This window comes from Microbulbifer sp. S227A (assembly GCF_049800935.1).
This window is the reverse complement of record NZ_JBNAFZ010000001.1, coordinates 688,547-710,392: the sequence shown is the minus strand read 5'-3', so window position 1 is coordinate 710,392 and position 21,846 is coordinate 688,547. Positions and strand designations below refer to the sequence as shown.

Sequence of the window (21,846 nt, the reverse complement as noted above, 5' to 3'; positions counted from 1 at the left end):
CTGTTGGTTCCGCATGGTGGTAATCATTTCGCAGGTGCAGCGCAACAAAAATGCGCGATTATGCCGCAATCCCTTCGAATGTTGCGTGTCATTTTGGCGGTGCAGCGCCGAATGAGGGTGATACAAGCAGGCATGGACTCGCTCTTTGCCCTGCTTGGCCCCGGTGCCCTTGTGCTTGCCTTTGCCATCACCGCGCTTGCGGGGATCGTCAAGGGCATGGTCGGATTCGCGCTGCCGATGATCATCGTGGCGGGGCTCGGGATGTTCCTGCCCCCGGAACTGGTTCTGGCCGGGCTGATCCTGCCGACCGTCGCCACCAACAGCATCCAGGCGCTGCGCCATGGGCCGCGCGCGGCGCTGGCCTCGGTGCGGCGGTACGCCGTGTTTCTGGGCGTCGGGTTCTTTTTCCTGGTGGGCAGCGCGCAATTGGTGCGCAGCGTTTCTGACGCGACGTTTTTCCTGATGATCGGCATCCCGGTGTCGTTTTTCTCGCTGATCCAACTCGCCGGGGTCGGCTTTTCCCTGCGCGAACCCAGCAAGTGGATCGAGGCGCTGATCGGGGCCGTGGCGGGGTTCATCGGCGGGCTGTCCGGCATCTGGGGACCGCCAACGGTGGCCTATCTGACGGCGCTGAACACGCCAAAGACGGAACAGATGCGGGTGCAGGGGGTGATCTACGGCCTCGGCGCGCTCGCGCTCCTCGGCGCACATATCAGCTCCGGCGTCCTGCGGGTCTCAACTCTGCCGCTCTCCATCGCCCTCGTTGTCCCTGCGATGCTCGGCATGTGGGTCGGTGGCCGCCTGCAAGACCGGATCGACCAGAAAACCTTCCGCAAAGTGACCCTCGCGGTGCTGCTGGTCGCAGGCCTGAACCTGGTGCGGCGCGGGGTGATGGGGTAGAGCGCGATAGATTATAAGGCCCGAACCATGCAACACAACGAACGTCCGTCGCCATTGTCGGCGGCGTCGAAACAGGAATTCAACAATGAATCGCGCTGCTCAAATCGCACAAATCCGTCAGTATTTTGAACTCTTGACCGCATCAGACATCGACGGGATCGTTGGTCTTTTTGAGAACGAGGCCTATGTGAATTCTCCATTCCTGGGAAAACTGAACGCTTCTGAATTCTTCGGACGGCTGAACGAGGCTTCGACCGCAAACAAACTTACAGTGTTTGATGTTCTTTTGGGCGAAAATGGTGACAGTGCCGCGGCCCATTTCGAATATGATTGGACGCTGAAAACTGGCGACAAGATCGTTTTTCAAGGAGTCGACTATTTTCGGTTTGGAGCAGATGGCCGCTTTGCCTCGATGTCCATTTTTTATGATACGCATCCGGTCCGGGAAGATGTTGGAGACAAATACGCCTAGGGCGATCCCTGAAACGATCGCAGCGTAGCGGCTGGGCGTTTGTCTGGCGCATCAGCGAAGTTTGAATATGTTGCTCAATCGCGCATGGCAGGTTGTTGGGATAGCAAAGCGCCAACAAAAAACCGCCCCGAATATCGGGGCGGTTTGAGACAAAACAAGATCGGGATCAGCCGATTGCGGCGGCTTTTACGTCTTCGTCGATATAGGGCAGGTATTGTTCGAAATTGTTCGAGAACATTTCGACCAGTTTGGCGGCCTGCTTGTCATAGCCGGCGGTGTCATTCCAGGTGCGGCGCGGGTCGAGCAGGACTTCGGGCACGCCCGGCACGTCAACCGGCACGTCAAAGCCGAAATTCGGGTCCTTGCGGAATTCGACCTCGCTGAGTGAGCCGTCCAGCGCCGCGGTCAGCAGGGCGCGGGTGGCCTTGATCGGCATCCGGCTGCCAACGCCATAGGCGCCGCCGGTCCAGCCGGTATTGACCAGCCAGCAGGTCGCGCCGTGCTGGGCGATCTTGTCACGCAGCAGATTGCCATAGACCTCGGGACGGCGCGGCATGAACGGTGCGCCAAAGCAGGTCGAGAAGGTCGGCTGGGCCTCGGTGATGCCGCGCTCGGTGCCGGCCATCTTGGAGGTAAAGCCCGACAGGAAGTGATACATCGCCTGCGCCGGGGTCAGCCGCGCGATCGGGGGCAGCACGCCAAAGGCATCACAGGTCAGCATGATGATGTTCTTGGGGTGCCCGGCAATCGCGGTGGGCGAGGCGTTCGAGATGTAGTTGAGCGGATAGGCGCAGCGCATGTTCGCGGTCAGGCTGTCATCCTTGAAGTCCAATTCGCGGGTGTCCGGATCATAGACCATGTTCTCGATGACGGTGCCGAACTTGGAGGTCGTGGCATAGATTTCCGGCTCGGCCTCGGCGCTCAGGTTGATGGTCTTGGCATAGCAGCCGCCTTCGAAGTTGAAGATGCCGCGATCGGACCAGCCATGTTCGTCATCGCCCAGGAGGGTGCGGTCGGGATCGGCCGACAGCGTGGTCTTGCCGGTGCCCGAGAGGCCAAAGAAGATCGCCGAGTCGACCGCGTTGCCGACCGCGTGGTTGGCCGAGCAGTGCATCGGCATCACGCCTTTCTCGGGCAGAAGGTAGTTCAGCAGCGAGAAGATCGATTTCTTGTTCTCGCCGGCATATTCGGTGCTGCCCACGAGGATCAGCTTGCGGTCGAAATTCATCGCGATCACGGTTTCGCTGCGGCAGCCGTGGCGCTCGGGGTCGGCCTTGAAGCTGGGGCAATTGATCACCGTGTAATCGGCCACGAAGCTGTCGAGATCCTCGCGGTCGGGGCGGCGGAACATGTGGCGGATGAACAGCCCGTGCCAGGCCAGTTCGGTCACCAGGCGGACATTCTCGCGATAGATCGGGTCGGCACCCGCATACATGTCCTGGACGAAATATTCGCGCCCCTTCATGTGTTCGATCATGTCGTCATAGAGGCGGTCAAAGGCGTCCGGCTCCATCGCGGCGTTGTTGTCCCACCAGATCGTGTCACGCGTGGTGTCGGACATGACCACGTGCTTGTCCTTGGGCGAGCGGCCGGTGAACTTGCCGGTTTCGACCATGAACGAACCGCCCTGACCCAACGCGCCTTCGCCGAGACGCAGCGCGTTCTCGATGAGCGCGGGTTCCAGAAGGTTGTAGTGTACGTTCTCAACCCCTTCGATGCCCTGATCTTCCAGGCGAAAATTCGGGTTTACCCGTCCAGATGTCATTAGGTCGTATCTCCTGTTTCGGCGCCCGTCTCGACAATGACCGCACAACCGACGGCGACGTTCGGGCACCATGTGGGCTGCCTTTAACATGCGGTAAGACGCGGTGAACAGGCCGCTTTCCCGAGTTAGCGCCACCAAGGCGACGTTTAGCGCAACCATACCATGGAACGCCCGGACAGTGATCTGAAAAGTGCGACAATTCAGTCATTCCCACCAGATTTCTGCACGGATCGGTTGTTTGAGGGGGTGCGATTCTCGGTTTTGGATTGATTCGGATTTCCAAAGTCGGGAAGAGTTGGCTAAACCTATGGCGCGTGGGTAAAAAAGAGGGGCAGTGCTAATGTCAAAGATCGCATTGGTGGATGACGACAGGAATATCCTGACGTCGGTTTCGATGACGCTCGAGGCAGAAGGGTTCGACGTGGAGACCTATAATGACGGTCTGGCCGCGCTTGAGGCCTTCAACAAGAAGATGCCCGATCTCGCGGTGCTGGACATCAAGATGCCGCGCATGGACGGCATGGAACTGTTGCAGCGGATTCGCCAGAAGACCCAGATGCCGGTGATCTTTCTGACTTCCAAGGATGACGAGATCGACGAGGTTCTCGGATTGCGGATGGGGGCGGATGATTACGTCAAGAAGCCGTTTTCCCAGCGGCTTCTGGTTGAACGGATCCGGTCCCTGCTGCGTCGGCAGGAGGCGGTTGACCGCGACACGGATGGCACCGGCCCCGAGACCAAGGTGATGGAGCGGGGCAACCTGAGCATGGATCCGCTGCGCCACTCGGTCAGCTGGAAGGGCAAGGACGTATCGCTGACGGTAACGGAATTCCTCTTGCTGCAGGCGCTGGCGCAGCGTCCGGGTTTCGTCAAGAGCCGGGATCAGCTCATGGACGTGGCCTATGACGACCAGGTCTATGTCGACGACCGGACCATCGACAGCCATATCAAGCGGCTGCGCAAGAAAATGCGGACAGCCGACAGCGATTTCGCCGCCATCGAGACGCTGTATGGCATCGGCTATCGCTATAACGAGGAATAGGCGTCCCGCCTGGGCCGTGCGGAAAGGACGCTCGTGCGCAAGACCGACTCTTCCAACATGAGACGACGCAGCGGCGATGTCGTGCTGGGCGATGACTGGGTCTCGCCCGACGGTGCCGTGGGCGAGGACGGCGTGCGCGCGCGGCGAACGGGACGGGGAGTTCTATCGCTGCGCAGTTCGCCGCTGACTCGCAAGATCGTGATGTTCAACCTGATCGCGCTGAACATCCTCGTGGCTGGTATTCTGTATCTCAACGGAACGCGCGACAATCTGGTGTTGCAGCGGGCCGGGGCGCTGGTTGGCGACGCAGAGTTGGTGGCCAACGTGTTCGAGGCGCAATTGCCCGAAACCGGGCCGGTCTCGCTGGCTGCCGAACGCGAGCGGGTCAAGACCATTCTGGACGACCTGAGCCTGCGCAACGGGATCGAGGTTTATGTCTTTGACGATGAGCAGGTCCTTGTCGGGCGCACCGAGGGAGTCAACCAGAGCGCCGCGCTGACCGCGTTGGCGCCCAAGGATACCGGGCCGACCTATATCAGCGACGGGCTGACCGCGCTGTGGAAGCTGGTGAACGGCCCGTTTGCCAGCGACAAGGACGAAGAGATTCGCGGCTCGGTCGAGGGTCAGCTGCGCGGCATGATCCCGAAAACCGAGGATGGGCAGACCCGTGTGGATTCCGGTCAGGACCTGTTCGGCGCGACGGTGATTTCGGCGATCACCCCGATCATGCGGGGCGAAAGCGTGGTCGGCACGGTCGGCATGGCCAGCCCCTCGGGCGAGATCGACGCGCTGGTGCGGGGCGAGCGCGAGCGGGTGTTGCAGATGTTCGTGGTTGCGACGCTGGTGTCGGTCGGGCTGAGCCTGGTGCTGGCCTCGACCATCGCCAATCCGCTGGCGGAACTGGCCGAAGCCGCCGAGCTGGGCCGGGATCGCAATGCCCGCAACAGCAAGCTGGGGCGGATCCGCATTCCCGACCTGAGCGGCCGCCCGGACGAGATCGGCCGCCTGTCGCGCGCGCTGCGGGGCATGGTGGGCGCGCTCTATAACCGGATCGAGGGCAACGAACAGTTCGCTGCCGACGTGGCGCATGAAATCAAGAACCCGCTGGCCAGCCTGCAATCCGCGGTCGGTACGCTGCGCATGGTCACGCGCGAGGATCAGCGGGAAAAGCTGTTGGGAGTTATCGAGCATGACGTGCGCCGGCTCGACCGGTTGGTGAGCGACATTTCCAATGCCTCGCGGCTGGATGCTGAACTGGTCAAGGAAGACGAAGAGACCTTTGATCTGGTCAAGCTGATGGAGAACCTGAACCAGTTCCTGGGCGAGGACGCCAAGGGCAAGAATATCGACTATATCACCGACCTGCCGGAGGAGCCGGTTCTGATCCAGGGGCTGGAAGCGCGGCTGGCGCAGGTCTTTGTCAACCTCATCACTAACGCCATTTCCTTTTGCGAGGATGGCGATGCGATCCGGGTCTGGGCACGCAAACGGGAAAACCGCGTGCTGGTGGTGGTCGAGGATACCGGGCCGGGCATTCCCGATGACTCGCTTACCAAGGTGTTCAAACGGTTCTATTCGCAACGCCCGCAAGAGCATTTCGGCAACAATTCCGGCCTTGGGCTGGCGATCTCCAAACAGATCGTCGAGGCCCATGGCGGGGTGATCTGGGCCGAGAACATCCGCCCGACCGAAGCCGACATCACCTCGGCCCCGCTGGGTGCGCGCTTTGTCGTGGGCCTGCCGGTCTGACGCGATGCCCGACCGAACCCGCATCCTGCATGCCAGCAGTGTCGCCGTGGCCGGGCGGGGATGCCTGATCACCGGGGCGTCCGGCAGCGGCAAATCGTCCCTCGCCTTGTCGATGATCGCCTTTGGGGCCATTTTGGTTGCCGATGACCGTGTCCTGATAAACAGGGCCGGCGATAGGGTCACGGCCTCGGCACCCGACACCATACGCGGGCTGATCGAGGCGCGCGGCGTTGGCATATTGACCTGCGACGCGGCCGACCCGGTGACGGTCGCGATGGTGGTGGATATGAACGAGACGGAAACCGAACGATTGCCCGTGGCCCGGACGATTGAACTTCTCGGACATTCCGTCACGCTGCTGCGCCGGGTTGATGGCCCGCATTTCGCGCCGGCCTTGATGCAATACCTGAGATCGGGACGATACGGCCCATGACTGACACCGTTAAAACCCCTCCGACATCTGTTGTCCTAGTGACTGGCCCCTCGGGGGCGGGCCGGTCCACCGCGATCCACGTGCTCGAGGACCTGGGTTTTGAATCCATCGACAACCTGCCGCTGCACCTGTTGCCCCGGCTCCTCGAAGGGCCCGCGCCGGACCGGCCGCTGGCGCTTGGGGTGGACACCCGCAATCGCGATTTTTCCACTGCGGCGCTGCTCGAACTGATCGATCAGCTGGGCGGGCAGGCGGATGCGGTTCTTACCGTACTTTACCTTGATTGCGATCGGGATGTTCTGCTGCGCCGCTTTTCCGAGACCCGGCGCCGGCATCCGCTGGCCCCGGCGGAAAGCCCGGAAATCGGCATCGAACGCGATCTCGACCTGATGGCCCCCATTCGTGAACTCGCGGATATCCTGGTCGATACGTCCGAGTTCAATGTCCACCAGCTGCGCGCCGAGATCGAACGCTGGTTTGCGGCGGCGGGCAGCCACCGGCTGGCGGTTTCGGTCCAGTCGTTTTCCTACAAGCGCGGGGTGCCGCGCGGGGTCGATATGGTGTTCGATTGCCGATTTCTGTCGAACCCCTACTGGAACAAGGCGCTGCGCGCCCTGGATGGCCGCGACCGCGAAGTCGGCGATCACATTCGCGCCGATGCCCGGTTTGCGCCGTTCTTTGAGCGGGTGCTTGACCTCACGCGCCTGCTGCTCCCGGCTTATGAGGACGAGGGCAAATCGCACCTTTCGATCGCCTTTGGATGTACCGGAGGACAACACCGGTCGGTTTTCCTTGCGGAAACCTTGGCCAAAGCCCTTGCGGATGACGGACAGCAGGTGTCAATTAGGCACCGCGAACGCTAACGTCGCAACAGGAGCGAGAGGCCGAGTTGATCGGAATTGTGATCGTGGCGCATGGGGGGCTGGCAAGCGAGTTTCTTGCCGCGACCGAACATATCATCGGCAAGCCTGCCGGTATCCGCGCCATCGGGATCGAGGCCGCTCATGACCGGGGGGCGGTCGAGCAGGAAATCTGCGACGCCGCCAATGATGTCGATACCGGCGATGGCGTCGTCGTGGTTGTCGACCTGCATGGCGGCTCGCCCTGCAATCTCGCCCTCAAGGCGGTGCGGCCCGATAACCGCCGCATCGTGTTCGGCATCAATTTGCCACTTTTGGTCCAATTGGCGAAACATCGCGATGAACCGGTTGCGGATGCCGTCCGCATCGCTATCGACGCGGGCAAGAAGTATATCTACGCCAAGAATATAAGCACCGAGTGAAAGCCCCATACCAAGATGACTGACCGAAAATTCAAGATCGTCAACGAAAAGGGGCTGCATGCCCGCGCCTCGGCCAAGCTGGTTGAGGTGGTCGAGGGCTTTGACGCACGTGCAGAGGTCTCTTGCGACGGTCTGTCGGCTTCGGGCGACAGTATCATGGGTCTTTTGATGTTGGCAGCGTCCAAGGGAAAGACTATTGACGTTCAGACCAGCGGTCCCGATGCTGAGGCACTTGCGGATGCGTTGGAAACACTGGTTGCAGACAAGTTTGGCGAGGGGTTCTGACGCCGCCCGACGGACAGGAAACGGGATAAGCGAATTGGCGGACTCCACACATGAAACGCGCAATACCGCGCTCCCCGAGGCGGAACCGTCCCAGGGCGAGGTGTATGATCGCCGCACGCTGACCTATGCCAATTCCTTTGATGATCCCTGGACGTCTTTCGCGATCAAGGCGATCGAGTGGTTCACCGGCAAGATCACCATCTTGCGCATGGTCAGCACATTCGAGAAATCCAACGAAAAGTACCGCGGTCAGAAATTCTGGCGCGGGGCGCTGAACGTCATGGGGATCGACCTTCAGACCCCGCAAGAGCAGCTGGCCAATATCCCCAAGGAAGGCCCGGTCGTCGTTGTCGCGAACCACCCGCACGGGATGGTTGACGGCATGATCTTTGCCGACCTGATCGGGCGGGTGCGGCAGGATTACCGCATTCTCACGCGGACCGTCCTGACCGGGCTGGACGAGGCCGCGACCTCGTTCATGATCCCGGTGCCGTTCCCGCATGATCCGGACGCCCAGAAAAAGATGGTCGAGATGCGCGCCGCCGCGATGGACCATCTCAAGAATGGCGGTGTCGTGGCCCTGTTCCCGTCAGGCGTGGTGATGTCCTCGGACAGTTGGTTCGGCGATGCGATCGAGCGCGAGTGGAACGTGTTCACCGCCAAGATGATCCGCCGTTCGGGGGCCAGGGTGGTGCCGTTGTTCTTTCCCGGTCGCAACTCGCGGGCGTATCAGATTGCCTGCCAGATTTCACCGGTACTGCGCCAGGGGCTGCTGCTGCACGAGATCGTGCGCTCCTGCAACAAGCCACAGGCCCCGGTGGTCGGCGAACCGATCAGCGACAAGGACATGGAACTGCTGGAAAAGGACCCGCGCGGCTTCATGGCCTGGCTGCGCCAGCACACGCTCGATCTCGGCAAGCGCTGACCGCGCGTCACATGCGGTCGGCCACCTGCGCGGCATTGCCCGCTGAGGGGGGCATCATGACATTGCCCGTTGAGCGGGCATCACGACATTGCCCGCTGAGGGGGCATCATGACGCGGCCTGACGCCCGTCACCGGGTCGGCACCGGCACCTCGCCGCGATAGTCATAGAAACCACGCTGGGCCTTGCGGCCCAACCAGCCGGCTTCGACATATTTGGTCAGCAGCGGGCAGGGGCGGTACTTGGTATCGGCCAGCCCGTCATGCAGCACGTTCATGATCGCAAGACAGGTGTCCAGCCCGATGAAATCCGCCAGCTCCAGCGGCCCCATCGGGTGATTGGCGCCCAGCTTCATCGACTCGTCGATGGATTTGACGTTCCCGACGCCCTCATACAGCGTATAGACCGCCTCGTTGATCATCGGCATCAGGATGCGGTTGACGATGAAACCGGGGAAATCCTCGGCGCTGGCGGCGGTTTTGCCAAGCCGCTCGACAACACCAAGGCAGGCCTCGTAGGTGGGTTGATCGGTGGCAATACCACGGATCAGTTCCACAAGCTGCATCACCGGCACCGGGTTCATGAAATGGAACCCCATGAACCGTTCGGGCCGGTCGGTGCGGCTGGCCAGGCGGGTGATCGAGATCGACGAGGTGTTCGAGGTCAGGATGGTTTCCGGTTTCAGATGCGGTTGCAGATCCTCGAAAATCGCCTGCTTGACGCTTTCCCGCTCGGTCGCGGCCTCGATAACCAGGTCCGTCGCCCCGACATCCGGCAGCGCCAGCGTGGTTTCGATGCGTTTCATCGCCGCCTGCATGTCGGCTTCGGCAATCTTGCCGCGTCCGACCTGCCGGCCCATATTGCCGTCGATCCCGGCAATCGCGGCGTCCAGCGCGTCTTGGCTGACATCGGTCAGTACCACGTCATAGCCGGCCAATGCCATCACATGGGCAATGCCGTTGCCCATCTGCCCCGCCCCGATTACGCCGATTGACCTGATTGTCATATGCCTGCCTTCCGCCTGATATCGCCCGACCATATCGGTGCCCGATGGTCAGGGACAAGGGGCTGCGGTCAATTCAGTTTGCGTCAAATTTGCAGGTTAGCGGAATCGCAACTTATTCGCCCGAGAACGGGACTCGGGTGAATAGAAAATTGGTGGGTATTATGAGCTATGAGGTATCAGGCGCGCGTGCGCTTGCCGACATCCCGTGTCGATACGGAACGTCGCGGTTGCTGGTCCGGGGACCTCGCAGATCGCTGCGAGACCCTTACATCGCCTTTCTGGGCAGCAGCGACACATATGGCAGCTTTGTCACGCATCCTTTCGTGGCCCTGGCCGAGGCCGAGATCGGCATGACCTGCGTCAACCTGGGCTGCGCCAATGCGGGGGTTGATGCCCTGCTGAACGATCCGGACGTGATCGAGATTGCCGCCGGGGCACGGATGGCGGTGGTGCAGGTCAGCGGAGCACAGAACATGTCGAATGCGCTTTACCGGGTGCATCCGCGCCGCAATGACCGGTTCCTGTCGGCCTCTGCCACGCTGCGCGCGATCTATCCCGAAGTGGATTTTACCGAGTTCCATTTCAACAAGCACATGCTGAGCAGCCTTCACGACCGGTCCGCCAACCGGTTTCGCGCCGTGCGGCAGGAAATCCAGAGGGCATGGCTGGCGCGGATGCGGTTGCTGCTGGACCGGCTGGGATCACAGACACGGTTGCTGTGGCTGCGCCATGCGCCGCCGGACCCGGGGTCGATGCTGGGGGGGGATCCCCTGATGATCACCGGTTCGATGCTGGATGAACTGGCCGGTCATTCCGGCGGCGTGATCGAGATCGCCGTCACGCCCGCCGGTCGCGCGAGTGATCTTGACGGCATGTTCTTTGGCCCGTTGCAGGCCCCAATTGCGGAAATGTCGCTGGGGCCGCGGGCGCATGAAAAGATCGCGGGCCAGGTGGTGTCGTGCCTGAGGGCGGCGCTCTGAAAACCCGGCCCACCGGGTGCGGCGGGCCGGGTGCGTGTCATTGGAGGCCGGGCTCAGGCGATCTTGACGATCTGCTTGCCGATATTCTTGCCCTGCAAGAGGCCCATGAAAGCCTCGGGCGCGTTTTCAAGCCCCTCGGCGATGTCCTCGAGAAAGGCGATTTCACCGGCGGCAACCCTGGGGCCGACCTCGGCGAGGAAGGTGGGGTAGCGATCCCAGTGGTTGGAGATGATAAAGCCGTTGACGGACAGGAACTTGACAAGAATGTTGCGCCAGATCGCCGGGCCGGACAGCCCCTGATCCGCGGCCCCCGCGCCAAGGCCGCCGGCATTGTACCAGGCGATCATGCCGCAGATCGGAATTCGCCCGTGATTGTTCATCAGGGGCAGCACCGCCTCGAGCACCTTGCCGCCGACATTCTCGAAATAGATGTCGATCCCGTCCGGGCAGGCGTCGGTCAGCGCCGCGCGCATGTCTGCCGCGGTCTCATAGGTACGGTGGTCGAGACAGGCGTCAAAGCCGAACGTGTCGGTGGCCAGCTTGCACTTGTCGGTACCGCCGGCGATTCCAACCGTGCGCAGGCCCATGGATTTCGCGACCTGCCCGACCATCGACCCGACCGGCCCGGTGGCCGCCGCAACAACCAGCGTTTCGCCCTGCTGGGGCCGTCCGTATTCGGTCAGCCCGTGCCAGCCGGTAAAGCCCGGCATGCCCAGCACCCCGAGCGCCGCGGTGATCGGCCCCTGTGCCGGATCGAGCTTGCGCAGCATCTTGGCAGGTTGCACCGCGTGGGTGGCCCAGCCCATCATGCCAAAGGCAAAATCGCCGGGTTTGAAGGCGGGGCTGTTGGAGGCAATGACCTCGCCGACGCCACCAGCTTCCATGGTGCCGCCGATCGGCACCGGGGCCGCATAGGATTTGGCGTCATCCATGCGCCCGCGCATATAGGGATCGAGTGAAATGTAGTGAACCCTGATGAGGACCTCGTCCTCGCCGGGCACCGGCATTGGCCTGGCTTCAAAGCTGAAGTTTTCGGCTGTCGGCGCGCCGGTGGGGCGGCTGGCCAATGCGACGTGATGCATCTTGTCGGTCATGGGGGGGTCCTTTTTGCGGTTTGGCTGCACGGTGCCGCCCCGGGCCGGGTTTGACAAGGGGGCGGTCGCAGCGTCACACCCGCCAGAGATCGCTTGGCAAGTCGGCGCGCGCAGCGTATACGCGCGGCTTGACCCGGACAGGAGCGTCGTGACATGGTAGGCAGTGCAAATCTCAACGTGATGATCAAGGCCGCGCGCAAGGCGGGCCGGTCCCTGGTCAAGGATTTTCGCGAGGTCGAGAACCTTCAGGTGTCGATGAAGGGCGCGGGCGATTTTGTCTCCAAGGCCGATCTGGCGGCGGAAGCGATCATCAAGGAAGAGCTGCTGGGTGCGCGACCGACCTATGGGTGGCTGGCCGAAGAGGGCGGTGCCATCGACGGCAAGGACCCGACGCGGCGCTGGATCGTCGATCCGCTGGACGGGACCACGAATTTTCTGCATGGCCTGCCCCATTGGGCGGTGTCCATCGCGCTTGAGCACAAGGGCGATATCGTCGCCGGGGTGATTTTCGACGCCGCCAAGGACGAGATGTTCATTGCCGAAAAGGGTGCGGGTGCCTGGATGAACGACACGCGGTTGCGGGTCTCGGGACGGCACCGGATGATCGAGAGCATCTTTTCCACCGGACTGCCCTTTGGGGGCCGTTCCGATTTGCCGGAGACGCTTCAGGACCTGGCGCGGATGTTGCCTGGCTGTGCCGGGGTGCGTCGCTGGGGCGCCGCGTCGCTGGACATGGCCTATGTGGCGGCGGGCCGCTATGACGGGTTCTGGGAGCGGCGGTTGAATGCCTGGGACATGGCGGCGGGCATCGTTATCCTGCGCGAGGCCGGCGGCCTGATCCAGTCGTTGGACCCTCAGGGGCATATCCTTGACGACGGGGCGGTGATCTGCGCCAACGAGGCGATTTTCGACAGTTTCGCGAAAGTCATTCGCGGTTAGGCTCGTGGCTGGCGGCGGGAGCCTCCGGCGGGAGTATTTTTCGCAAAGATGAAAGGGGCGGGCGCAGGGCCCGGCCGTGGCGCTATTTCCGACGGATTTTCGGGATTCGGCTTTCGGCCAGGCGATACCGCGTTTCGGGGTGGGGAGGCTGGCCGTGGGTCCGCTGCCAGAAGCCGGGTCCGCCAAGGCGCAGCCAGAGAGGCACGATCAGGACCAACCCGATCACGAAGCCGCCGGCATGCGCCCAGTAGGCGACGCCGCCAGCCTGCGGGTCGGCTCCGAGCCCGCCGATGAACTGGAAGCCGAACCAGGCGGCCAGGACAATCCAGGCCGGGATCGCGAAGATGCGGAAAAAGATGATCAGGATGATCAGCACGTCGATCCGCGCACGCGGGAAGAGCAGCAGGTAGCCGCCCATGACACCGGCGATCGCGCCGGATGCGCCGACGGTCAGGACGTTGGACATGGGCGCGGCCGCCACATGCGCAAGGCCCGCGCCGAGGCCGCAGGCAAGGTAGAAGGCGAGGAATTTCAAGTGCCCCAACTCGTCCTCGAGATTGTCGCCGAAGATCCAGAGGAACAGCATGTTGCCGATCAGGTGCATCCAGCCCGCGTGCAGGAACATCGAACTGAACAGGGTGTGGTAGTTCTTGCCGCTGCTGATATCCGCGGGGATCATCGCCCAGTCGCCGAACAGCGCATAGAGCGCGGGGTCGTCGTTCAGGATGCGCGCATAGCCCAGGAAGATCAGGATGTTGGCCGCCATGAGGGCGTAGACGACATAGGGCGTTCGCCCGGACGGGTTGTGATCGCGGATCGGGAACATGCCGAGACGCTGGTCTGAAAGCGGGGCGGGGTCAAGTGGCGGATTGACCCCGCCGCCGTGCGCTATGGTGCCGGGGTCAAGAGGCGTTGGGGGACCTGCCGGTCAGCTGGGGGCCGGCAGGTCGGGGTTTCAGGCGTTGCCGCCCAGCAGGGCCGCATTGCCGCCGGCGGCGGTGGTGTCGACGCAGACATGCCGCTCGCCCATGACCCGGGCGATGTCGGGTTTGCCAGGGATCAGCGGAATGATCGCGCCGTCGCGGCGGGCCAACGCCTGTTCGATGGCGCGCGCGGTGTCGGCGTCGCCCCACCACAGCACGCCGCCGAGCCCGGTTTGGCCGGTCAGCGTGGCGGGATCGACATGGCCGTCACAGCGGATTGCCTGGCCGCCGAGTTCCTGCACCGCGCGGACCTGGGCGTCGGTTGCCTCGGCACCCGGACCCATGCAGAGCAGAGGGTCGCGCGGCATCATGCTGAGCCGGTTGGACTCGCCGGTGGGGCCGGGCAGGAGGCGTGCGGCAGGCTGTGCCAGTCCGTTGACCGGGGCGGCGAACTTGCCTGCCGGTTGCGTCCAGTCCGAGCCGGCCTGTTGCCGGTCCGGGGTGCAGAACCGGGGCATGTAGTTCGGTCCGCCTGCCTTTGGGCCGGTGCCCGACAGGCCCTCGCCGCCAAAGGGCTGGCTGCCGACAATCGCGCCGATCTGGTTGCGGTTGACATAGATGTTGCCCGCGTGGATGGCGTCGGTGACATGTTGCACGCGGTCGTCGATCCGGGTGTGCAGGCCAAAGGTCAGGCCGTAGCCGGTGGCGTTGATATCGGCGATCACCTTGTCCAGATCACCTGAGCGGAACCGCACGACATGCAGGACAGGGCCAAAGATCTCGCGTTCCAGATCGCCAATGCCGTTGATCGAGATCATGGTCGGCGCGACAAAGGTGCCACCTGCGGGCGGGCGCAGTTCCTTGATCACGCGGCCTTCGTTGCGCGCGGCGTCGATATGGGCGCTGATGCCCTTGAAGGCCAGCTCGTCGATGACCGGCCCCGAGTCGGTCGACAGCAGCCAGGGATCGCCCAGCGACAGGGCGTCCATTGCCCCCTTGAGCATGGTCAGCAGGTCATCGGCCACGTCTTCCTGCACATAGAGGCAGCGCAGGGCGGAACACCGTTGGCCGGCGGATTGAAAGGCGCTTTCGACAATCGATTGAACGGCCTGTTCGGCGAGCGCGGTGCTGTCGACGATCATGGCGTTCAGGCCGCCGGTTTCCGCGATCAGCGGCGCGCCGGGGGCGAGGTTGTCGGCCATCGCCGCACGGATTTTCAACGCGGTTGCGGTCGAGCCGGTAAAGGCCACGCCATCGACACGCGGGTCCGAGGTGAGTGCCGCGCCAACCAGGCCACCACCGGGCAGCAGTTGCAGCGCCGAGACCGGCACGCCGGCACGGTGCAGCAGCGAAACGGCGAAATGCGCGATCAGCGGTGTCTGCTCCGCCGGCTTGGCAAGCACGGCATTGCCGGTTGCCAGCGCCGCCGCGATCTGGCCGGTAAAAATCGCCAGCGGGAAATTCCACGGGCTGATGCAGGTAAAGGTGCCGGCTGGCGCGGAATCGGGGATATTGGCGGCATAGTAGCGCAGGAAATCCACCGCTTCGCGCAGTTCGGCGACGCCGTCGAGCATGGTCTTGCCTGCTTCGCGGGCGAGCAGGGCAAAGATCTCGCCGTAATTGGCCTCGTAGAGATCGGCGGCGGCATTGAGGATCGCGGCGCGGTCTGCTGCGGGGGCGCTCCAGGGATGCGCGGCGGCAAGGGCGGTCTCGATATCGGCGGTGCTGGTCGGGGCGACGGTGCCCGTTTGCGTGCCGTTGGCCGGGTTGATGACCGGCTGTACCGCATCGGGGGCGGCGACGCCGGCGATCAGGGGGCCGGATGTCCAGCTCTGGGTTCTGAAGCTGTCGCGTGCCTCGTCGATCATCGCCAGCGTTGGTGCATGGGTCAGGTCGAACCCGCGCGAGTTCGGGCGCTCGGGCTGGTAGAGATCGATGCCGGTCTGCAAGGGGGGCACATCGCTCGTGATCTGTTCGAACGGATCGGCGGCCACGGTTTCGGGGGCGACGTTTTCATCGACGATCTGGTTCACGAAGGAGCTGTTGGCACCGTTTTCCAGCAGGCGACGCACCAGATAGGCCAGCAGGTCGCGATGCGCGCCCACCGGTGCATAGATGCGGCAGCGGGTGGTGTTCTGGGATTTGACGATCTGGTGCAGGGTTTCGCCCATTCCATGCAGGCGCTGGAATTCAAAGGCGCTGTTGTCGGTTGCCATGTGCAGGATCGAGGCTACGGTATGCGCGTTATGCGTGGCGAATTGCGGATAGATCCGGTCGGTCATGTTCAGCAGTTTGCGCGCATTGGCGATATAGGACACATCGGTGATCGGCTTGCGGGTAAAGACCGGGAAGGCATCCATCCCATCCACCTGTGCGCGCTTGACCTCGGTATCCCAATAGGCCCCTTTGACAAGACGCACCATGATGCGGCGGTCATGGCGGTTGGCCATGTCATAGAGCGTGTCGAGCACCGCCCCGGCGCGCGGGCCATAGGCCTGCACAACCACGCCGAACCCGTCCCACCCGGCGAGCGCCGGTTCGCTGAGCACGAGGTCGATCACGTCGAGCGACAGGGCAAGGCGGTTGGCCTCTTCGGCATCGACATTCAGCCCCATGCCGGCGGATTTCGCCAGCAATGCCAGCGAGCGCAGGCGCGGCACGAGATCGGACATGACGCGGGCCTCTTGTGCCACCTCGTACCGCGGATGCAGGGCCGAGAGCTTGACCGAGATGCCCGGGTTTTCGCGGATGTCATCGGAATTGCAGGCCGCGGCAATCGCCGAGATCGCACGCGAATAGCTTAGGTGATAGCGGGCGGCATCGGCCTCGGTGCGGGCGGCTTCGCCCAGCATGTCATAGCTGTAGGTATAGCCCTTGGCCTCCATCCCGGCGGCGCGTTTCATCGCCGCGTCGATGGTTTCGCCCAGAACGAACTGGCGGCCCATCTCTTTCATGGCGCGGGTTGTGGCGGTGCGGATCACCGGCTCGCCCAGGCGTTTCACGGCACCGCGCAGGGCGCGTACCGGGCTTGGACGGTCATTGTCGAGCACCTTGCCGGTCAGCATCAGCGCCCAGGTCGAGGCATTGACCAGCGATGACGAGGAATGACCCAGATGCTTGCCCCAGTCGCTGGGTGCGATCTTGTCCTCGATCAGCGCGTCGATCGTGTCGGCATCGGGCACGCGCAGCAGCGCCTCGGCCAGGCACATCAGGGCAATCCCTTCGTCGGTGGACAGGCCGTACTCGGCGAGAAACACCTCCATCAGCCCCGGTGCGGTGCTGGCGCGGATGTTGCGTACGAGATCGGCACCGGCCGCGCAAATTGCGCTGCGGTCCGCATCGGTCAACCCGGCCTCCTTGATAAGACGGGCGACGACCGCGGATTCATCCGCGAATTTTTCCGCATCGATGCGGTAACGAAGAGATTGGGTTGCGTTCATGTCTGGCCTCCGGGTTGTCAGGGCAATATACTGGGTAAAATCCGGGTAGATCGCCCGAAATGGGGAAAACTCCGGGCGGATCGTCCGAAGATGAGGTATTTGGCAATGCAAAACGACTGGCCGGGCCTTGACGGGTATGACCGCAAGATTCTCGAGGTGCTGTCCGAAGAGGGCCGCCTGAGCATCGCCGACCTCGCCCGTCGAATCGGGCTCAGCAAATCACCGACCCAGACCCGCCTGCGGCGGCTTGAGAGCGACGGGGTCATCACCGGTTACCGTGCCCTGATCGATCCCATCCGGTTGGGGCTGGACCACGTGGCCTTTGTCGAAGTGCGCCTGCATGACACCCGCGAGACGGCGCTGGCGGCGTTCAACGCGGCGGTGGCCAGGATCGGCGAGATCGAACAGGCCCACCTGATCGCGGGAAAGTTCGACTACCTGATGAAAATCCGCACCCGGTCGATGACCGAGTATCGCATCGTTCTGGCGGAAAAGATCTCGACCTTGCCCCATGTCGCGGGCACTTCGACCTATGTGGCCATGCAGGCGGTCAAGGAGGACGCATCGCTGGCGCCACTCGGAAATGTGACTTGACCCGCGCGTGACAGTCGGCAGCATGGTGACATGCGTGCCCTGTTGACCATACTGGCCGTCCTCGCGACGACCGTCGCGCGCGCCGATGGATGCCCCCCGGCACCGGATCACTCGGTGGCGCTCGCGGGGCTGGTGGCGCAGATCCAGTCTGCCGGGTCAGAGACCGAAGCGCGCCAGATCTCGAACCGCATGTGGGAATACTGGGCCGATGCCCCGGACGAGCCGGCGCAGGATCTGCTGGATCGAGGGATGGAGCGCCGCGCCGCCTATGATTTCCTCGCGGCATACCAAGCCTTTGATCGGTTGGTGGCCTATTGTCCGCATTTTGCCGAGGGCTATAATCAAAGGGCGTTTGTGAGTTATCTGCGGCAGGATTTCCCTGCGGCGCTCACCGATCTGGACCGTGCGCTTGAGCTGTCCCCCGACCATATCGCCGCGCTGTCGGGGCGGGCGCTGACGCTGATGGGGCTGCGGCGGCTGGACGAGGCGCGGCGCGACATGGCGCGGGCGCTGGCACTCAATCCCTGGCTGCCCGAACGCGGGCTCGCGGGGCCGGGCGGCCCGTTGGCCCCGCCGGGCGAAGATATCTGAGCGCAACCCGCATATTCCCGCGCAAGGGTCGTTGAGGTGCCCGATCCCTTGCAGTAACAAAGGCGGCGTGCGGGCGTGATGGAATGGTAGACATATCAGACTTAAAATCTGAAGGGCCTATGCCCGTGTGGGTTCGAGTCCCACCGCCCGCACCACCCGGCCGATAACGATTTGCGGCAATGTCCGGGGGCGCGTCGCTGACCATCACGAAGCCGTGGCCGCCATTCGCGGCGGGGTTGAAAGCTGTTAGGCTTGGGGCGCGGGCGCTGATTCTGGTATCAGGCGGGTCATCTGCCCGGCGAAATGATCTGGCTTTGGACTGACGCGGAGGACGACCAGCATGACAGGGGCCTTACCGACCCGGCGCACCATTCTTGTCGCCGCCGCTTCTGTTCTGGTGGCGGGGTTTTCCGTGCCGGCGCGGGCCCGGGGGCTTGCTCCGACCCGCTCGATGCGCGGGGGGGCCAACAACTATCTGCCCGGTGCGCCGATCGTGGAGCGCATCGGCGGTGGCGGGTTCTGGATGACCGGGACGGTGCGCCGCGCGGATGATGGTGCGCCGCTGGCCGGCCAGCGGATCCAGATCTGGGCGCATACGACCGAAGGACACGAACGTGATCCGCAGAGCCATGGCGCAACTCTGACCGATGCCGATGGTGTGTTTCGGCTGGAGATGCCCCAGATCGTTCCGGCTTTTGGTCAGCCGCACGGGCATCTAGCCTATGACAGCGGCGATTTCGCGACCGTCTTTCTGCGGCCGGTGCTCAAAAGCGCCAGGGACAGAACGCTGAGCGCCGATTTCGTCCTGGGGCCCGCCTGAGCGCGATGCCGCCTGTGCGTGCGGTTGCGATCTGGTCTGCCTTTGCCGCCATTGTTGCCGTGCCGATGATCGTGGCTGCGCAGAGCCCGCTGCTCGCGTGGCGCCAGCCGGTTTACATCGCCGCCGGGTTTGCCGGGGTTCTGGCGATGGTTCTGCTGCTGGTTCAGCCGCTTCTGATCGGACGATTCCTGCCAGGGGTGGATGGCAGGCGCGCGCGGCTGTGGCACCGGTTGGCCGGGTTCGGTCTTGTTGGTGCGGTGGTGGCCCATGTCGCCATGCTCTGGATGACCAGCCCGCCCGATGTCGTCGATGCCCTGCTGCTTGTGTCGCCCACCCCGTTTTCCGACTGGGGCGTGATCGCGATGTGGGCGGTGTTTGCCGCCGCGCTGTTTGCCGTGCTGCGCCGCCGGATGCGACCGGCGTTTTGGCGGTCGGGGCATGTCAGTGCCGTTCTGATCGCCGCAGGGTGCAGCGTGGTGCATGCGATGCTGGTCGAGGGGACGATGGGCCTCGTGTCCAAGACGGCGCTGTGCCTCGCGGTGGTGGCGGCGGTGGCGCGGGTGGGGGCGGCGCGCTTGGGCCGGATCGGGCGCTAGCCGCGCGCCAGAGTGGCCGAGATTTCTGTGGATATTCCGCGCAATCTGGGAATGATGGTTCGGGAACAACAAGATAGCGGCCATTTACCCCGAGGAGCACCAATGCGCCAGCCCGCCCTGACCCGCCTGATGATGGTGTTGACCGCATTGCTGTTGTCCGGCCTGGCATCCGCTGTCGCGGCGCAGGACACCTGTGCGCCCCCGAATATCCGGACGGATGTGCGCCCGGGCCCCGCCGATGGCCCCACCGAGGTCACGGTTGGCACCTACGTGGTCGATCTCAGGGGGATCGACGATGTGGAGCAGACCATAACGCTGGATATTGCGCTGCGCATGCGCTGGACCGATCCGCGATTGGCGGATTGGGAGGGCTGTCGTCTGGCGCTCGCCGATATCTGGTATCCCATGCTGTTTCTGCGCAATTCCGGGCGGATATTCATGCGCTGGCCGCAAACCGTCAGCGTCGAAGAGGGGGGACAGGTTACCTATCTGCAACGCGGGGCCGGCACGTTTTCAAGCTATCATTCGTTGCGGACATTTCCCTTTGACGTACAGGACATCTCGCTGCGGTTCTTTCCGCTGAACTGGACCAAGCCCAAGGTCAGCCTGGTCGCGGACCCGGAATATTCCGGGATCGCGCCGGTTCTGAACATTTCCGACTGGCAGGTTCTGGACTATGCAACGGTGGTGGGCGCGCAGACGCTTGAAACGACGGGCAAGACCCATGCCACCTATGACATGGTCCTTACGCTCAAGCGGTATAGCGGGTATTACGTGCACAAGATCATGCTGCCGATTGCCCTGATCGTCATCATGTCGTGGATGGTGTTCTGGATCGACGCGCGGGAATTCGGTACCCAGCTGGGTCTGTCCGCCACCGCGGTCCTGACCATGATCGCCTTTATCTTTGCGACCACGAACCTGTTACCGCGGCTTGGCTATTTCACGCTGCTGGATCGCTATATCGCGGTGGCGACGGTGTTCGTGTTTGCGGCGTTGCTGCAATGCCTGGCCACCGGATACCTTGCCACGCAGGGGCGCAAGGGCACGGCGCATCGGATCGACGTGTTGTCGCGCATTGTCTTTCCGGTGGTGTTCACGGGCTTGTGCATCACGTTCTTTTGGCGGCTGATCTGAGCGGCGGCGCTTGACCGGACGGCAAGAGCGGTCTGCAAATTGGGCGGCTGCCCTTGCAGCCCCCGGATGGCGATACTAAGACTCTGCAAACACATTGTCGGGTATCCTCCCGATCATCCAACGCAGCAGGCAGGCACAGATGTTTGATCCCACAGAAACCTACATGAATACCCTTGTCCCGATGGTCGTGGAGCAGACGAGCCGCGGCGAGCGGGCCTATGACATCTTTTCGCGCCTGCTCAAGGAGCGGATCATCTTCATCAACGGCCCGATACACGATGGCATGAGCCATCTTGTCGTGGCCCAGCTGCTGCATCTCGAGGCGGAAAACCCGTCCAAGGAAATCAGCCTCTATATCAACTCGCCCGGCGGCGTTGTGACCTCGGGGCTGTCGATCTATGATACGATGCAATACATCAAACCCAAGGTCAGCACGCTCTGCATCGGCCAGGCGGCATCGATGGGGTCGGTCCTGCTGGCCGGGGGCGAGCCGGGCATGCGGTTCAGCCTGCCCAACAGCCGGATCATGGTGCACCAGCCCAGCGGTGGCTACCAGGGTCAGGCCAGCGACATCATGATTCACGCGGCCGAGACGCAGAAGCTCAAGGACCGGCTGTATGACATCTATGTCAAGCATACCGGCCAGACCAAGAAGGCCGTTGAAAAGGCGCTTGATCGCGACAATTTCATGTCGCCCGAAGAGGCGAAGGAATGGGGCCATATCGACGAGATCGTGGCCAGCCGCGACAAGGGCGAAGACAAGGAAGCCTGAGTTTCGGGCAACGGGACGGCGCCGCCCCCGACGGGGCGACAAGGGCACGATTTACGATTGTGATGCCCTTTGCGCTGTCCTAAGCTGCCGCGAGGTGGGTGAA

Annotated in this window: 22 protein-coding genes and 1 tRNA gene; 18 read left to right on the top strand and 5 right to left on the bottom strand. The window is 63.2% G+C overall.

Annotation, left to right across the window (positions count from 1 at the left end; all coding sequences use genetic code 11):
* The first annotated feature begins 111 nt into the window (after positions 1 to 111).
* Together ACP15R_RS03460 and ACP15R_RS03455 are read left to right on the top strand one after the other, a co-directional pair.
* The gene (locus ACP15R_RS03460) at positions 112 to 900 is read left to right on the top strand and encodes a sulfite exporter TauE/SafE family protein (protein WP_424984980.1); all 789 of its coding nucleotides are present in this window, start codon (positions 112 to 114) and stop codon (positions 898 to 900) included.
* 85 nt (positions 901 to 985) lie between these two features.
* Positions 986 to 1,372, top strand: coding sequence for a nuclear transport factor 2 family protein (locus ACP15R_RS03455; RefSeq protein ID WP_424984979.1), 387 nt, complete (start codon positions 986 to 988; stop codon positions 1,370 to 1,372).
* Between the two features lie 166 nt (positions 1,373 to 1,538).
* Here ACP15R_RS03455 and ACP15R_RS03450 read toward each other — a convergent pair whose 3' ends face one another.
* On the bottom strand, positions 1,539 to 3,137 hold the full coding sequence (locus tag ACP15R_RS03450) for a phosphoenolpyruvate carboxykinase (protein WP_424984978.1): 1,599 nt from the start codon (positions 3,135 to 3,137) through the stop codon (positions 1,539 to 1,541).
* 340 nt (positions 3,138 to 3,477) lie between these two features.
* On the opposite strand from ACP15R_RS03450, the gene ACP15R_RS03445 reads away from it, so the two are divergent.
* The 7 genes from ACP15R_RS03445 to ACP15R_RS03415 are packed head-to-tail and all read left to right on the top strand — an operon-like array spanning position 3,478 to position 8,853.
* Positions 3,478 to 4,179 (top strand): response regulator transcription factor, encoded by a 702-nt coding sequence (locus tag ACP15R_RS03445; RefSeq protein WP_424984977.1) that lies wholly within the window; start codon positions 3,478 to 3,480, stop codon positions 4,177 to 4,179.
* Positions 4,180 to 4,212: 33 nt separating this feature from the next.
* On the top strand, positions 4,213 to 5,928 hold the full coding sequence (locus ACP15R_RS03440) for a sensor histidine kinase (protein WP_424984976.1): 1,716 nt from the start codon (positions 4,213 to 4,215) through the stop codon (positions 5,926 to 5,928).
* 4 nt (positions 5,929 to 5,932) lie between these two features.
* Positions 5,933 to 6,361 carry an HPr kinase/phosphorylase gene (locus tag ACP15R_RS03435; protein ID WP_424984975.1) on the top strand — a complete coding sequence of 143 codons (429 nt, stop codon included), beginning with the start codon at positions 5,933 to 5,935 and terminating at the stop codon, positions 6,359 to 6,361.
* Positions 6,358 to 7,224, top strand: a complete 867-nt coding sequence (gene rapZ / locus ACP15R_RS03430) for an RNase adapter RapZ (protein ID WP_424984974.1) — start codon at positions 6,358 to 6,360, stop codon at positions 7,222 to 7,224. Before ACP15R_RS03435 ends, rapZ begins: the two co-directional genes overlap by 4 nt.
* A gap of 26 nt (positions 7,225 to 7,250) precedes the next feature.
* Positions 7,251 to 7,643, top strand: a complete 393-nt coding sequence (locus ACP15R_RS03425) for a PTS sugar transporter subunit IIA (protein ID WP_424984973.1) — start codon at positions 7,251 to 7,253, stop codon at positions 7,641 to 7,643.
* A gap of 15 nt (positions 7,644 to 7,658) precedes the next feature.
* On the top strand, positions 7,659 to 7,928 hold the full coding sequence (locus ACP15R_RS03420; protein ID WP_424984972.1) for an HPr family phosphocarrier protein: 270 nt from the start codon (positions 7,659 to 7,661) through the stop codon (positions 7,926 to 7,928).
* Positions 7,929 to 7,962: 34 nt separating this feature from the next.
* Entirely contained in the window at positions 7,963 to 8,853 is an 891-nt protein-coding gene (locus ACP15R_RS03415) for a lysophospholipid acyltransferase family protein (RefSeq protein WP_424984971.1), read from the top strand.
* Between the two features lie 128 nt (positions 8,854 to 8,981).
* Here the strand turns inward: ACP15R_RS03415 and ACP15R_RS03410 are convergent, their stop codons facing one another.
* Complete coding sequence (locus tag ACP15R_RS03410) at positions 8,982 to 9,857, bottom strand: 3-hydroxybutyryl-CoA dehydrogenase (RefSeq protein WP_424984970.1); 876 nt, start codon at positions 9,855 to 9,857, stop codon at positions 8,982 to 8,984.
* Positions 9,858 to 10,018: 161 nt separating this feature from the next.
* Between ACP15R_RS03410 and ACP15R_RS03405 the strand changes: the two genes are divergently transcribed.
* On the top strand, positions 10,019 to 10,837 hold the full coding sequence (locus ACP15R_RS03405) for a DUF6473 family protein (protein ID WP_424984969.1): 819 nt from the start codon (positions 10,019 to 10,021) through the stop codon (positions 10,835 to 10,837).
* 53 nt (positions 10,838 to 10,890) lie between these two features.
* Here the strand turns inward: ACP15R_RS03405 and ACP15R_RS03400 are convergent, their stop codons facing one another.
* Positions 10,891 to 11,931, bottom strand: a complete 1,041-nt coding sequence (locus ACP15R_RS03400) for an NADP-dependent oxidoreductase (protein WP_424984968.1) — start codon at positions 11,929 to 11,931, stop codon at positions 10,891 to 10,893.
* Between the two features lie 153 nt (positions 11,932 to 12,084).
* Here ACP15R_RS03400 and ACP15R_RS03395 point away from each other — a divergent pair, with 153 nt between their 5' ends.
* Entirely contained in the window at positions 12,085 to 12,870 is a 786-nt protein-coding gene (locus tag ACP15R_RS03395) for an inositol monophosphatase family protein (protein ID WP_424984967.1), read from the top strand.
* An 82-nt stretch (positions 12,871 to 12,952) separates the two neighbouring features.
* Here the strand turns inward: ACP15R_RS03395 and ACP15R_RS03390 are convergent, their stop codons facing one another.
* Together ACP15R_RS03390 and putA are read right to left on the bottom strand one after the other, a co-directional pair.
* Entirely contained in the window at positions 12,953 to 13,696 is a 744-nt protein-coding gene (locus tag ACP15R_RS03390) for a rhomboid family intramembrane serine protease (protein ID WP_424984966.1), read from the bottom strand.
* A 129-nt stretch (positions 13,697 to 13,825) separates the two neighbouring features.
* Complete coding sequence (gene putA / locus ACP15R_RS03385; RefSeq protein ID WP_424984965.1) at positions 13,826 to 17,233, bottom strand: bifunctional proline dehydrogenase/L-glutamate gamma-semialdehyde dehydrogenase PutA; 3,408 nt, start codon at positions 17,231 to 17,233, stop codon at positions 13,826 to 13,828.
* 105 nt (positions 17,234 to 17,338) lie between these two features.
* On the opposite strand from putA, the gene ACP15R_RS03380 reads away from it, so the two are divergent.
* The 7 genes from ACP15R_RS03380 to ACP15R_RS03350 all read left to right on the top strand — a co-directional run bounded on the left by ACP15R_RS03380 (position 17,339) and on the right by ACP15R_RS03350 (position 21,743).
* Positions 17,339 to 17,827, top strand: coding sequence for an Lrp/AsnC family transcriptional regulator (locus ACP15R_RS03380; RefSeq protein WP_424984964.1), 489 nt, complete (start codon positions 17,339 to 17,341; stop codon positions 17,825 to 17,827).
* A gap of 30 nt (positions 17,828 to 17,857) precedes the next feature.
* Complete coding sequence (locus ACP15R_RS03375) at positions 17,858 to 18,418, top strand: tetratricopeptide repeat protein (RefSeq protein WP_424984963.1); 561 nt, start codon at positions 17,858 to 17,860, stop codon at positions 18,416 to 18,418.
* 69 nt (positions 18,419 to 18,487) lie between these two features.
* Positions 18,488 to 18,573 (top strand) — tRNA-Leu (locus ACP15R_RS03370).
* 185 nt (positions 18,574 to 18,758) lie between these two features.
* The gene (locus ACP15R_RS03365) at positions 18,759 to 19,238 is read left to right on the top strand and encodes a hypothetical protein (protein WP_424984962.1); all 480 of its coding nucleotides are present in this window, start codon (positions 18,759 to 18,761) and stop codon (positions 19,236 to 19,238) included.
* Between the two features lie 5 nt (positions 19,239 to 19,243).
* Positions 19,244 to 19,834 (top strand): ferric reductase-like transmembrane domain-containing protein, encoded by a 591-nt coding sequence (locus ACP15R_RS03360; protein WP_424984961.1) that lies wholly within the window; start codon positions 19,244 to 19,246, stop codon positions 19,832 to 19,834.
* A gap of 102 nt (positions 19,835 to 19,936) precedes the next feature.
* Positions 19,937 to 20,971 (top strand): hypothetical protein, encoded by a 1,035-nt coding sequence (locus tag ACP15R_RS03355; protein ID WP_424984960.1) that lies wholly within the window; start codon positions 19,937 to 19,939, stop codon positions 20,969 to 20,971.
* A 139-nt stretch (positions 20,972 to 21,110) separates the two neighbouring features.
* A complete protein-coding gene (locus ACP15R_RS03350; RefSeq protein ID WP_424984959.1) occupies positions 21,111 to 21,743 on the top strand; it encodes an ATP-dependent Clp protease proteolytic subunit in 633 nt (210 codons plus the stop codon).
* Positions 21,744 to 21,846 lie beyond the last annotated feature (103 nt).